13 protein-coding genes and 1 pseudogene are annotated in these 13,600 nt (G+C 42.8%); 8 read left to right on the forward strand and 6 right to left on the reverse strand.

Going from position 1 to position 13,600, the window contains the following annotated elements:
- Nucleotides 1–187: 187 nt before the first annotated feature.
- Nucleotides 188–937 (forward strand): SDR family NAD(P)-dependent oxidoreductase, encoded by a 750-nt coding sequence (locus ACFX4L_RS13410; RefSeq protein WP_377382563.1) that lies wholly within the window; start codon nt 188–190, stop codon nt 935–937.
- A gap of 2 nt (nt 938–939) precedes the next feature.
- Here the strand turns inward: ACFX4L_RS13410 and ACFX4L_RS13415 are convergent, their stop codons facing one another.
- On the reverse strand, nt 940–1,146 hold the full coding sequence (locus ACFX4L_RS13415) for a hypothetical protein (protein WP_377382565.1): 207 nt from the start codon (nt 1,144–1,146) through the stop codon (nt 940–942).
- Between the two features lie 89 nt (nt 1,147–1,235).
- Nucleotides 1,236–2,027, reverse strand: coding sequence for a TIGR00266 family protein (locus ACFX4L_RS13420; protein WP_061461973.1), 792 nt, complete (start codon nt 2,025–2,027; stop codon nt 1,236–1,238).
- Between the two features lie 462 nt (nt 2,028–2,489).
- Here ACFX4L_RS13420 and ACFX4L_RS13425 point away from each other — a divergent pair.
- The 4 genes and pseudogenes from ACFX4L_RS13425 to ACFX4L_RS13440 form a co-directional block, all read left to right on the forward strand.
- Nucleotides 2,490–3,071: pseudogene (locus ACFX4L_RS13425) on the forward strand (FGGY family carbohydrate kinase); the annotation flags it as partial.
- Nucleotides 3,072–3,200: 129 nt separating this feature from the next.
- Nucleotides 3,201–3,590 carry an FGGY-family carbohydrate kinase gene (locus tag ACFX4L_RS13430; RefSeq protein ID WP_377382596.1) on the forward strand — a complete coding sequence of 130 codons (390 nt, stop codon included), beginning with the start codon at nt 3,201–3,203 and terminating at the stop codon, nt 3,588–3,590.
- Complete coding sequence (locus tag ACFX4L_RS13435; RefSeq protein WP_377382567.1) at nt 3,568–3,879, forward strand: FGGY-family carbohydrate kinase; 312 nt, start codon at nt 3,568–3,570, stop codon at nt 3,877–3,879. Before ACFX4L_RS13430 ends, ACFX4L_RS13435 begins: the two co-directional genes overlap by 23 nt.
- Before the next feature lie 69 nt (nt 3,880–3,948).
- Nucleotides 3,949–4,416 (forward strand): CBS domain-containing protein, encoded by a 468-nt coding sequence (locus tag ACFX4L_RS13440; protein WP_125161110.1) that lies wholly within the window; start codon nt 3,949–3,951, stop codon nt 4,414–4,416.
- Between the two features lie 53 nt (nt 4,417–4,469).
- Here the strand turns inward: ACFX4L_RS13440 and ACFX4L_RS13445 are convergent, their stop codons facing one another.
- The 4 genes from ACFX4L_RS13445 to ACFX4L_RS13460 all read right to left on the reverse strand — a co-directional run bounded on the left by ACFX4L_RS13445 (nt 4,470) and on the right by ACFX4L_RS13460 (nt 8,800).
- On the reverse strand, nt 4,470–6,584 hold the full coding sequence (locus ACFX4L_RS13445) for a peptidoglycan D,D-transpeptidase FtsI family protein (protein ID WP_377405384.1): 2,115 nt from the start codon (nt 6,582–6,584) through the stop codon (nt 4,470–4,472).
- A 394-nt stretch (nt 6,585–6,978) separates the two neighbouring features.
- Nucleotides 6,979–7,332: a hypothetical protein gene (locus tag ACFX4L_RS13450; protein WP_317778795.1), complete on the reverse strand. Its 354-nt coding sequence runs from the start codon at nt 7,330–7,332 to the stop codon at nt 6,979–6,981.
- 73 nt (nt 7,333–7,405) lie between these two features.
- Nucleotides 7,406–8,524, reverse strand: a complete 1,119-nt coding sequence (locus ACFX4L_RS13455) for a DUF2515 family protein (protein ID WP_377382569.1) — start codon at nt 8,522–8,524, stop codon at nt 7,406–7,408.
- A 105-nt stretch (nt 8,525–8,629) separates the two neighbouring features.
- Nucleotides 8,630–8,800: a hypothetical protein gene (locus ACFX4L_RS13460; protein ID WP_155727248.1), complete on the reverse strand. Its 171-nt coding sequence runs from the start codon at nt 8,798–8,800 to the stop codon at nt 8,630–8,632.
- Nucleotides 8,801–9,306: 506 nt separating this feature from the next.
- On the opposite strand from ACFX4L_RS13460, the gene ACFX4L_RS13465 reads away from it, so the two are divergent.
- From ACFX4L_RS13465 to ACFX4L_RS13475, 3 genes are all read left to right on the forward strand, one after another.
- Nucleotides 9,307–11,058, forward strand: coding sequence for an ABC transporter ATP-binding protein (locus ACFX4L_RS13465; RefSeq protein WP_377382570.1), 1,752 nt, complete (start codon nt 9,307–9,309; stop codon nt 11,056–11,058).
- Nucleotides 11,055–13,073, forward strand: a complete 2,019-nt coding sequence (locus tag ACFX4L_RS13470) for an ABC transporter ATP-binding protein (RefSeq protein WP_377382572.1) — start codon at nt 11,055–11,057, stop codon at nt 13,071–13,073. The genes ACFX4L_RS13465 and ACFX4L_RS13470 overlap by 4 nt, the downstream gene beginning before the upstream one ends.
- A 136-nt stretch (nt 13,074–13,209) precedes the next feature.
- The gene (locus ACFX4L_RS13475) at nt 13,210–13,458 is read left to right on the forward strand and encodes a type B 50S ribosomal protein L31 (RefSeq protein ID WP_061461980.1); all 249 of its coding nucleotides are present in this window, start codon (nt 13,210–13,212) and stop codon (nt 13,456–13,458) included.
- Nucleotides 13,459–13,600: the final 142 nt, after the last annotated feature.

Consider the following 13,600-nt stretch of genomic DNA (forward strand, 5'->3'; position numbering starts at 1 on the left):
CCCTGGTTCTTTCTTGCTGTTTTTATTATCATACATCATTGGAGGCCGCTACAAAAATATAATGGGTCCTGCTGATTGTTGATGCTTAGGAAACGGATTTGTTGATCACCCAAGGGTAGTGTTTGTAGTGAAGCGAATTGGATATTATGATAAGGAAAAATAAGCTGGCGAAAGTGAGGGTGAAATGATGGGTTTTGCAAACAAAACGGTGATTGTAACGGGCGCTTCAAATGGTATTGGGAGAGGTGTGGCAAAGGGTTATGCAGAAAGCGGTGCATCGGTGGTTCTCGCAGATATGGACGAGCAGGAAGGTCTGCTGTATGCGGAAGAGCTCAAAAATAATGGGCATGAAGCCATGTTCGTTAAGACGGATGTTCGCAAGGAAGCTGACATCCAGCATTTGATGGATATCACTCTAAAAACATATAAGACCATTGATATATTAATCAATAATGCGGGAAAGGCATTGTTCAAATCGCTTTATGAGCTGACGATTGAGGAATGGGACGATATGATGAATACGAATCTACGCAGTGTTTTCCTTTGTTCCAAGGCAGCGGCTGCATCGATGCGGAATAATGAAATGGGAGGTGCAATCATCAATTTAGCATCAACAAGAGCGATAATGTCTGAGCCAGATTCGGAATCCTATGCTGCGACAAAAGGAGGGATAAAAGCCCTGACCCATGCACTTGCCGCTTCATTCAGTAAAGAGAAAATTACGGTCAATTCGATTTCTCCGGGGTGGATTGAAACGGGTGATTATGACTCGTTGAGGGATGAAGATCATCAACAGCATTTTTCCAATCGGGTTGGCAAACCGGAAGATATAGCAAGGGCATGTCTTTATTTGACGGCAACGGAAAATGACTTCGTTACGGGTGCTGATCTTATCGTCGATGGAGGCATGACAAGAAAAATGATGTACGAGGAGTGAACTCATTTTTTCCGATAAAGATATTGAAGTTCAGTTCCGAGCTCACGGTTGAGCAGCTGTTCCATTTCTTCAAGCTCCTTTATGCCGATAGGGGCATCGGCAGCTGTCCAGTGAACGGTATAAACAAAATAGTAATCTCTTATTTTGCGGAAAATAACAGGCGAATCCGGGAATTGATCAAAAAAAGCCCTGATATTATTGCGTCTCATGTAGGACCACTTAACAAGCTGCATGTAGATATCCATCCTTTAAAAAAGTGATCAATGGCTGCCATGATGGCAGCCATTGATCCCGGTTCTTATTTATCGTTGAATAAATTGAATAAACCTCTAGTAACACTGCCTTCGTCAGAAGATCCGCCATTTTGCGGCATTGCAGCGAATACACGGCTGGCAAGACGGCTGAATGGCAAAGATTGCACCCAGACGGTTCCGGGTCCTTTTAATGTTGCAAAGAATAAACCTTCGCCTCCGAATAAAGCGGTTTTCACGCCTTTTACGAATTCAATGTTATAATCTATTCCGCTAGTCATGGCTACTAAACATCCTGTATCCACGCGTAAGATCTCTCCTGCAACCAATTCTTTTTTATGGATTGTGCCACCGGCATGCACGAAGGTCATTCCATCTCCTTCAAGCTTTTGCATGATGAAGCCTTCGCCGCCAAAGAAGCCTGCACCTATTTTTCTCTGAAACTCAATTCCGACCGAAACACCTTTCGCTGCAGCAAGGAAAGCGTCTTTTTGGCAAATGATTTTCCCACCAAGCTCGCTTAAATCCATTGGAATGATTTTACCTGGATAAGGTGAGGCAAAGGAAACGTGTTTTTTTTCTCTTCCTTCATTCGTAAAAGCCGTCATGAAAAGACTCTCACCTGTAAGGAGCCTTTTTCCAGCGCCAAATAGCTTCCCCATCATTCCGCCGTCGCTACTCGAAGACCCATCACCAAAGATGGTTTCCATCTTGATTTGATCTTCCATCATCATTAAACTTCCAGCTTCTGCAATCACCGTTTCCTGATGATCCAATTCCACTTCAACAAACTGCATGTCATCTCCATATATTTTAAAATCTATTTCATGATTATTCATTTTCCATTCCTCCTATCCAACTTATGTTCATTGTAAAAGATAATCTCTTAACCTGCTAATATTTTTCAGTTTTTCGCCGTACTTTATATATTTTTTGTTTTTACGGGAATATCAAGAAAAATGAAGAAAGAAAAAACAGCAAGACACTTAGGAATCTTAAGTGTAGGAGGAGACAACCATGGAGATCAGGGAACGACAAGTTCCCGGGCCGTTTTTTTAATAAAGGCTGTTTTCACATACTTTGTTGCTATTTACCAGGTAGTGAGTTGTGGTTGATTTCCCTCCAGATGCTCGCTTTCCGCGGGGCGGGCGGTGAGCCTCCTCGGCGTAAACGCCTGTGGGGTCTCACCTGTCCCGCTGCTCCCGCAGGAGTCTCGCACTTCCGCTCCAATCAACCTTGAATAGTTTCGTTTTAAAAACAACAATCTTTACGAAAAGAGCCTTAATAAAAGAAGGGAAGTTTTGCATATTGCCCAAAAGGAATTCATCCAATATTTCCCGAATCCTGGATGGGTGAAGCACAATGCAAATGCAATTTGGGGTTCCGTTTTATCGGAAATGAATATAAAACCAGAACAGATTGCTGGGATTGGCATAACGGATCAACGGGAGACGACCGTGGTATGGGATAAAGAAACAGGTCAGCCGATTCATCATGCCATCGTCTGGCAATCCAGGCAGACAAGCGAAATTTGCGAGCGATTGAAGGATGAGGGTCTTGATGACTTATTTTTACGGAAAACCGGTTTGTTGAATGATGCTTATTTTTCCGGTACAAAGATGAAGTGGATTCTAGACCATGTAGATGGGGCCCGGGGAAAAGCTGAAAGCGGAGACTTATTGTTTGGTACGGTCGAACATGGCTCATATGGAAACTTTCGGGTGGTAAAGCCCATGTAACCGATTATTCGAACTTCAAGCACGCTGATGTATAACATTCATAATTTAAAGTGGGGCGAAGAGCTTCTGGAAATACTGCAAGTACCGCAATCGATGCTGCCGGATGTTCGTTCCTCATCGGAGGTATATGGGAATACAGCCCCACATCATTTCTTTGGCCACGAAATCCCGATTGCCGGGTCAGCGGGGGATCAACAGGCTGCCATTCCTATTTCAAAACATACTTGGCCAAACAAAGCCAAGAATACGTACGGTACAGGATGCTTTATGCTGATGAATACAGGAGAAAAGGCAGTGAAATCAGAGCATGGCCTATTGACCACGATTGCATGGGGGCTGAACGGAAAAGTCGAATATGCATTGGAAGGCAGTGTTTTTGTTGCAGGTTCGGCCATACAATGGTTAAGGGACGGGGTAAAACTCTTGAATGATTCGAAAGACAGTGAAATGTATGCAAAACGGGTCACTTCAGCTGACGGCGTCTATGTCGTCCCAGCATTTGTTGGATTAGGTACCTCTTATTGGGATAGTGATGTGAGGGGAGCGGTATTCGGATTAACAAGGGGGACATCGAAGGAGCATTTCGTACGGGGCAACATTGGAAGCTTTGGCCTACCAGACAAAAGATGTCCTTTGCGCCATGGAAGTCGATTCAGGGATTAACCTAAAGGCATTGAGGGTCGATGGCGGGGTTGTCAAAAACGACTTCTTGATGGAATTTCAAAGCGGCCTCTTGAAAGTACCAGTCGAAAGGCCGGTTATTAGTGAGACGACAGCGTTAGGGGCCGCGTATTTAGCTGGGCTCGCAGTCGGGTATTGGGAAAGCCAAGAAGAGATTTCAAAGCTGTGGGCAGTCGATAAGAAATTCGAACCCGAGATGGAAGAGCAGGAACGGAAGGATTTATATAATGGCTGGAAAAAGGCAGTCCAGGCGGCAAGGGTTTTTAAATAGAGTAAGTAAGGGTAATAATAGAAAGGAGATGAATATAGAACGACGAACTTTAAAAAAAGGGGTGGTATTATGTTAGTTAAGGATTTCATGATAAGGGAAGTCTATGTAGCCCGTCCTGATTTTACACTAAAGGAAATTCTGCGAATCTTGATCGAAAATAAAGTGGGCGGGGTCCCGGTTGTGGATGAACGCGATAAGCTATTGGGAATGGTGACGGACGGGGATATCCTTCGTTATTTGAAACCTGCTGAGGAAGCCATCATGGGGTATTTCACATACATTACGGTTCTTCCAGGTGAAGAATTGGATGAAAAGGTTACATCCAAAATGAATGATAAAGTTTCACAAATCATAAGAAATAAAAGAATTACAAAGCTATCCCCCGAAGATCCGTTAGATGAATTGATAAAGGTCCTTTCCAAGCATCATTTCAAGAAAATCCCCGTCGTGGACAAAAATGATAAAGTCGTCGGCATCATCAGCAGGGGAGATGCACTAAGGGCTCTATATAAGGAATTCGTTCAAAAGCTGGAGTAGTGAGAGCACAAAAAGGCCTGCTCATAATCGAGCAGGCCTTTTTGTGTAAACCATCATTGTGTGCTTGCTATTGCATTGTCTGCATCAGATTCACCTTTTGATCTTTTTTCCTTCAATTTAAAATAGGCGTCCATTACTTCTTTCCCGATACGTTTGTTGATATCGTCAGAGGGCTTGCCTTGATAGACCCATGGCACGACGACAGAGAATGCCACTTCCGGGTTATTGTGTGGTGCATAACCTGCAAGTGTTAGATTAATGGTATCCAATGGTTTACTATATTGATTCCTCCGCGGTCCGTCGTAAAAGGCCTCGGCTGTTCCCGTTTTCGCTGCTGCATGGTAGGATTTCCCTCCGAAATAGTTATACGCCGTCCCACCTGGCTCCTGGGCAACCTGCCTGAAACCTTCTTGGACACGCTGAATCCAAACATCCTTTCCGCCTAATTCGTTCAGCACTTTGGGGCTCATCGATTTAAAAACGCTGCCCATTTGACTGTGTTCGTCGGAAGGGTTCCGGATTTCCTTGACCATACGCGGCTCCAGTCTCTTGCCGCCATTTGCAATCGTTGAAGCGTACTGTGCCAATTGCATAGGAGTATATGTATCATACTGGCCAATCGATAAATCCAGCAGCAATCCATCTGTAGACATGTCGACGCCTTTAAACCCGACCGATTCATTTGGCAGGTCGATGCCGGTACGGACACCCAATCCGAATTGGGCATAATGATTGCGCATGATTGCATAAGCTTCCCGGTTGATCCCTAAGGGTTGATGAGGGATATAATGGCCGCCGGCAATTTTAATTGCGGTCATGAACATATAGACATTCGACGATTTTTTTAATGCAGAAACATCCGTTACATACCCTAAAGGGCTATAAGATTTTTTGGGTTCGGCACCAGCTAATAAAAGTGGGTGGTCATGAAACGCCGACCCCGGTGAGATGGCTCCAGTCTGAAAGCCCGTATAGACCGTAGCCCCTTTAACAGATGACCCCATCGTATAGGAGGTCGTAATGTTTCCAAGGGCGAAATCGTTCATTTCGGTTAAGCCGGTTTTACTGTTACGTCCGTATTGCCTACCGGCCATCGTAAGCACCTCACCTGTATTCGGGTCCATTAAAACGACGAAGGCACGATCTAATAGGTATGTATTTCCCTTAGATTTAGATATACGCAATTCGTTCTCGATGATTTTTTCGACTTTTTGCTGCAGCTCCATATCGATTGTCAGGACCAAGTCTTTTCCGCTTTGTCCTTCGGTGAGGGTATTCGATTTGATGACCTCCCCTTTGCTCAGCACATTTTCAACCCGCGTCTTTTGGCCGCGCAGGACATCTTCATATTGTTTTTCGAGATAACTTTTTCCGACCCGATCATTCCTGGTATAGTCGCGTGCCAGATAATAGTCAATATTTTCACTGGGAATCCCTTCTTCGGAAGAAGAGACTTTGCCCAGAACCGAACGGAGGGTCTCGTCATACTTATAGGTCCTTTCCCAATCAGTCGTTACGTCCACGCCTGGCATTTCATCCAAATGCTCACTAACCCTGGCGTATTCCTTTGTAGTGACATCTTTGTTCTTCACGATGGAAGGGGCGAGGGCATAGCCACTATTGAATTCCCGGAAGATGGCTATCACTTCCAATTCATCCTTGGTGAATTCCTTGATATTCTCATCGGTTACCCGTTCCATTTGAAGTTTGTATAAATCTTTTTGCTTCAGCTTCTTTTCGTCTACTTTCTTCCTCTCGGCCTTAGTAATCAAAGCTTCGGCATTTTTCGGATGTTTTAAAATCCAAAAATCCTTTTTATCCGGGGTCGTTACCTTTTTTGTATCTTTTTCTATCAAGGTAGCAAGGACCTCAGCCGTCTTTACCATATCGGCAGTTTTCGTATTCGGGTATTTCGTATAAGTAATGGCATTGCGTGGCTCATTATCAACGACCGGATTCAAGTTCCGGTCATACATCTTCCCACGGGGAACGGGGGTATTGGCCACATCGTTTTCCGTTCGATCGACTTCGCGGAGGTAATCATCCCCATACACGATTTGGACGATGCCAAGCCGGATTATTAAGCTTGAAAATAAAATGAATATTAAAAAGAAAAAAATGTTCAATCGGAAAGGAATTGGGTTTTTTTTCTTTTTTTCTTTGGTCATCATTAACATTCCTTTCTAGTAAAAGTAAAAAATAAGAAAATTCCTATCTCCAATGATATATAAATTTAACTTATTTTTCTATGCTTTATCCGTAAATTTATCTATATTTCCAATAGATAGTTTAAGAGTTATAAAATTCCTGTTAATCGCGCAATTGGGAAAATTGATACGAATTAATTGCCAATGATTTGGGAGGGGTTTTAATAGATAAAGAAAGGGGGAAGAATACGGCGGCAATAATAAAAGAGTTTCGTTATCGTGTAGCTCATGTAAAGAAGGGAGCTCAAATCAAAGTACTTTGGAAGGATGGTCATGGTAAATGAACATTCAAGGACTTTTCACCCTGGAGAATCCATTCACAATGCCTTAAGTACCATGATTTTTTATTCAAGCATTAATTTGCTTCATAATTCCTAACCGGAGTTTGAGTCGCGACACTGATGATCTCTTTGAAATATCCGCATAGCTCAAGCCACTTTTCAGGGTAAATATAGATGAAACGTTCCATCGTAGCTAGAGAGTGAAGCACCAGGCAATCGATTTGACACTTTTTTCGATTCTGTAAATTGAAAAGAAGCTCATGCGGGATGGTGTAATAAGGATGGATTTGATACGGATTCAATATGACCGGGGAAATATTTTTTTCGTCTATATACTTGTCCGTCATGATCTTTTGGATTGCAAAGCTTTCGTTTGTATGTAAATCCCCGATATTGTAGTTTGGATTTAATAGTACAATGCCTCTCATTCGATTCACCCATTCTTTTTGCTAACCATTCTTGCCAAATGGAGGATAGGATATTCAAAGTAAGAGGCTTGATCTAGAAAATGGCTTTCATTCCGTTAAGGGTTTTGAGATGCTTTACATTTTCAAGCACCTTTTTGGTCAGGTCCGCTTTTTTTATAATCGGTGAACTTCTTAAATCTTCTATGAAGCTTTCATTCGTGAACCAATCAATGGAAGGGGGAGGAAAGACAATTTGATCTGCCCATGCATCATGAAGAATGGGGCTATAAACTTTATCATCTTTTGCCGCGGATGCATCAGAGGTATATATGCTTTCCCAGTAATCCTCTCTTGAACCCGTGTGTGGAACCTCTTTTGTAAATTGGCCAACACCGTGAAAAACAACCGAATCCTGAAAAAGAAGCCCGTATAAGAATTTTCCCGTTTCAATACGCTGTTTCGGATTGGCAAAGCGGTCTACGGTCAGGCCGGTCAAGGAACGGAGTCCGTCTTGTTTATTCGCGTAAGGAAAGATAACGTTCATGAAGCCTAAGTATTCCTGCAGCTGAAAATCAAGCCTTCGAAGGATTTCACCATGGCGGGTGCGTTTTATTACCCTTTCCTGAAGCATTCTTTGTTCATTAATGATAAGGGATGTTGTCAAAAGGGGTGAATGGGGTTCCTCGATGAAAGATTCCCAAATCGGGGCCATGAATCTTGAAATGCGGAATACCGGAAAATACTTCCTTATCGGAAGTTCTTTTTGTTTAGAATGTTCATATAAAAGCAGCTGGGGGAAGGCATCGGCAAATATCGCTGAATTGGCGCGCTCAAGGAACTGGAAAAATTTCTGCCGTTCCGCTCTGTCAAAGAGATGGGTCATGGATGAACTTTTCAAATCAGTCATATGGTATCCCCCATTCCTCGAAACCATATGTGCTAAAAAGGCCCAATGGACCTCTGGATTACGATTATAAAAGGCCAGATATGCTTGTGTTCTTGTAGCATTATTCCGGTTCCAGGCAGCTGCTTCGGTCCGAATGCTTTTTATAAGAGCCGATTCCATAGGTAAAAAAGCTTTAGACACATCCAAAGGCTGAAAAAGCTCTTTTTGTAAATGGGATTTTAGCGTGTCATATCTTTCAGCATCGATGATGGGTTTTGTTTTGACAGGGAGTTTGCCTAACAGCTTCTGCACATATTGCGAGAACATACAATCACCACGAATGTTTTTCGATCATTATATGCAGAGCCGTCAAGAAAGGGGCGTTGCATTTGCAACGCCCTCAAGTTGATTGTTGATGGTTTTCTTTCGTCATCAGTTATTTTTCTTCTTCTTTTCCCGGTACAATAAAATATAATAAACTATCCAGAAAAGTAAAACAGGAATGAAGGAAACCGGTCTATATTGGACCGGTACGGCAAATAAGATGAAAATGGATGATAATAAAAAGGGAACCGCTAGGAGTATATATTTTCTCCATGGCATATGCTGAACCTCCTTAGGTTACGTCATTATAAGAATAAAGGATTATCCATCAATAATCTAGAAAAGTCACAATTGACAAAAATATACACACGTAGTAATCTTTTAATATAAGTTAAATATTACCATTAATCAAGGAGAAGGAGGCGAACGTCATGACTAAATCAGTTAAGCACATAGATATCACAATTGAATATCATACGTCCGCCTGCCCTGAAACTTTGTCTTTCTAGACAAAGGATTAGAACGTGCTCATTGATCATTTTAAAGCGCAGGTTGTGAATTTTCGCGGCCTGCGCCTTTATATGTGTTCTTACACATCTAAAAAAGCTTCCGCTAATTGGCGGAGGCTTTTTGGCTTTGGGGATACAGGTGCAATAGCGGCCTTTCCATATAAGAGATAGGAGGAGTTTTAAATGAGACAAATGACATTGGGAGTCTTACTGCAGCCCGGAGATCCAGAAAGTGGTTAGTGAAGGGTAAGGTTTTAACAAAAGGGAGGGGAATTCATGTTTGCGATTTTTAAAAAGCTGTCCTGGTTCTTTAAAGAACAGTGGCAGCGCTATACCTATGCCATTTTATTTCTATGTCTAGTCAATATCCTGGAGGTTATCCCGCCAAAGCTCGTCGGAAATGCCATCGATGATATGAATAATGGCAGCATGACGCAGGAGGGTGTCATGAAATACGTTGTTTATTTGCTCATGGTACTGGGCGGAAGCTACCTATTTGGTTACTTATGGAGCTTTCTGTTATTCGGCGGCGGAAACTTGGTCGAACGAAAAATAAGGTCCGGATTTATGAGCCATTTGCTGAAAATGACGCCGACTTTTTATGAAAAAAACCGTACAGGGGATTTAATGGCCAGGGCAACCAATGATTTAAAGGCAATTTCCCTCACAGCTGGTTTCGGGATATTGACGCTCGTTGACTCGGTTCTGTTCACCATTACGGTTGTGGTCATGATGGGCGCCACCATCAGCTGGGAGTTGACGATTGCGGCGGTGCTGCCACTTCCGATCATGGCAGTGATGATGCAAATCTACGTGAAGAAAATTTACAAACGTTTTACGGATGCACAAGCAGCCTTTGGTTCTTTAAATGACAAGGTCCTTGAATCCATTTCAGGTGTCCGGGTCATCCGGGCCTATGTCCAGGAACGGGAGGATGAAAAGCGATTTGATGAAATGACAGAGGATGTTTATCGCAAAAATCTCGCGGTGGCAAGAATCGACGCCCTCTTTGATCCGACGATAAGCATTATCATCGGCATCAGTTATTTAATCGGTTTGGGCTACGGGGCTTATCTTGTTTTTCAACAGGCCATAACGCTTGGCGGACTTGTTTCGTTCAATGTTTACCTAGGCATGTTAATTTGGCCGATGATCGCGGTGGGTGAACTGATCAATGTCATGCAAAGGGGAAATGCTTCGCTTGACCGTGTTCAAGACACCCTTTCATATGAGGCGGATGTGAAGAACTCATTGGGTCTGGAGAGTATTCCGAATCCGGAAAATATCCAATTCAATTCCGTGTTTTTTACATACCCATCCTCAACAGTTGTGAATCTATCCAATATTTCCGTTCAGCTTGAGCGTGGTCAAACATTAGGGATAGTTGGGAAGACAGGAAGTGGAAAAACGACATTCGTGAAGCAATTGCTGCGGGAATATCCTTTAGGAAGAGGAGAAATTGCTTTTGCAGGCATACCGCTGGAGCAACTGGACCTTGAAGATATTCGTAATTGGATCGGCTATGTCCCACAGGACCATTTTTTATTCTCAAAGTCTGTGAGGGAAAATATCTTATTCGGTAAAATGGATGCAACGGAAGATGAACTGGCTGAAGCTATCCGGCTTGCGGATTTTGAGAAGGACTTAATGATGCTGCCCAACCGTCTTGAGACACTTGTCGGTGAGAAGGGTGTCGCTCTATCTGGAGGGCAAAAGCAGAGGATCTCGATTGCCAGGGCACTGATCAAAAATCCAGAAATCCTAATATTGGATGATTCCTTATCCGCTGTGGATGCGAAAACGGAAACGACCATCATTGAAAATATCCAAAATGAACGGGCAGGGAAAACGACCATCATCACAACCCATCGCTTATCAGCCGTTCAGCACGCGGATAGGATTATCGTGTTGGATGGCGGAGAGATCATCGAAGAGGGGACTCACGAAGATTTACTGCAGGATAATGGCTGGTATAGGGAGCAATACGAGCGGCAGCAGGTTGATGAAGGAACGGAGGTGAAGGCATGAAGGTCGTAAAGAAACTTTTTAATTATGCTGCCCTTTATAAAAAATTGATCATTGGCGCCCTGATCATGCTGGCACTTTCGGTAGCGGCCGATTTAACGGGTCCGTTCGTTGCCAAGAAAATCATTGATTCACATATACTTGGCATCGAATCCTCCTGGTATGAAACGGTTAAAGGAAAAGATGCTGTGGAGTATGAAGAAAAATGGTATAAACGGGCTGATTACTTCACTGAAGGTGAGAAGAAAGGCAGGGAAGTCCACGTTCTGCAGGTTGGAAATCAATTTGTCTTCGTAAATGAAGCTGAACCAATGGATGGACGCAGAACCTTGGAGAACCAATCGTTGATCATTAAGAAAGACGGAAAAGAGCAACGGGCGCAAGCAGTGAAGTTGACCAGTCAGGAAGTGATGCGGTTTTACCAACCGGAAATTCCGCGGATCCTTAAGCTTGTGGCTTTTTACTTTGGCCTTGTCATCATTTCTTCCATTTTTCAATATGGGCAGAGTTTTTATTTGCAGAAAGCGGCCAACCGAATCATTCAGAAGATGCGAAATGATATTTTTAAGCATATTTCCCGTTTACCGATACGTTATTTCGATAATATGCCAGCGGGAAAAGTTGTAGCAAGGGTCACTAATGATACGGAAGCGATCCGGGAATTATATGTAACCGTGCTCGCCAACTTTTTCTCGAGCACAATTAATATCTTCGGCGTTCTCATTGCTTTGTTTATTCTGGATGCACGTGTTGGTACCATTGGTCTTTTACTTATTCCGATCATCGTTATCTGGACGACTGTATACCGTAAATTCGCCTCGAAATATAATCACATCATTAGGGAACGGGTCAGCGATATTAATGGGATGATCAATGAATCCATTTCTGGAATGAGCATCATTCAGGCATTTGGACGTGAAAAGGAAACGAAGCAAACATTTGAAAATTTGAACCGGGAGCATTATTCCTATCAAAATAAAATGCTCCATTTGAATTCGTTGACGGGTGGAAACTTGATTGGTGTCATTAAGGTTTTGGCGCTAATGGCATTCGTCTGGTATTTCGGCGGGATTTCCCTTACAGCGAGTTCAGCCATTTCTTTAGGAATGATGTATGCAATTGTTGATTTGATCAGCCGACTGCTTCATCCGCTTCACGGAATCGTCAATCAGTTCGCTAACCTAGAACAGGCACTTGTTGCAGGGGAGCGGGCATTCAGTTTATTGGATGAGCAGGGATTGGCTGTCAGTGATGAAAACATATCCAGATACAAAGGAAACGTGCTATTTGAAAATGTTTCTTTTGGCTATAAGGATGAAGAATATGTGTTAAAGGACATTTCCTTCTCAGCTAAGCAAGGGGAAACGGTCGCTTTAGTAGGCCATACTGGATCAGGAAAAAGTTCAATAATGAATTTACTGTTCCGTTTTTATGATAGCAGCGAAGGGCAAATCAAAATTGATGGCAGGAATATTTTGGATATCCCCCATCAAACGCTTAGGGAGCATATGGGAATCGTCCTACAGGATCCCTATTTATTTACTGGCACCATCGCTTCCAATATCAGTCTGAATCATAAAGGCATCACAAGGGAAATGGTTGAAAAATCATTAAAAGATGTAGGAGGGGACAAAGTGCTGAAGCATCTTCCTTTAGGGCTGGATGAACCCGTGATTGAAAAAGGAGGAACGTTATCTTCTGGACAGCGGCAGCTCATCTCTTTTGCACGTGCTCTTGCATTCAATCCGGCGATTCTGATATTGGATGAAGCGACTGCAAGCATCGACACTGAAACCGAGGCAATTATCCAGGAGGGAATGGATGTGCTGAAAAAAGGGAGAACGACCTTCATCATTGCACATAGACTTTCCACGATTAAAAATGCCGACCAAATTCTTGTACTGGATAAAGGGCGGATTTCCGAGCAAGGTACACATGAAGAATTAATGGAATTAAAAGGGAAGTATTATCAAATGTATGAACTGCAGGCCGGTCCGCATAACGGGATGGCCGGTTGAAGCACAATTGAATAAGTATGGATAATCAAGATTAAACTATAAGGAGGTGCCGGTTATTGGCACCTTCAAGCAAAATGATCAATAATAGTAATCATTACGTTTAACATATACCCATATTAACAATGAGGTGATAATAGTGAAACAAGAAATTCATCCCGATTATCGACAAGTAGTATTTATGGATACCAACAGTGGTTATAAATTTTTGACAGGTTCCACGAAAACGTCCAATGAAACGATCGAGTGGGAAGATGGGCAAACGTATCCGTTATTAAAAGTGGAGATCAGTTCAGATACCCACCCTTTTTATACTGGAAAGCAGAAGTTTGCTGAAAAAGGCGGACGGGTGGACCGCTTTTTGGATAAATATAATATGAAGAAATGAAAGAGAGGCCATCGAGAAATGAACTATACCCCGGATAACGGACACACATAAAAAAGTGTCCCTTATGGGGCTGTTGACAAAATGGGGGAGAGCTTTTGCTCATTCCCCATTTTGATTTTTATCGTTAATTGCTTGTTTATTT

The sequence above is a fragment of the Peribacillus sp. YIM B13482 genome, from assembly GCF_042787975.1.
Taxonomy (GTDB): Bacteria; Bacillota; Bacilli; order Bacillales; family DSM-1321; genus Peribacillus; species Peribacillus simplex_A.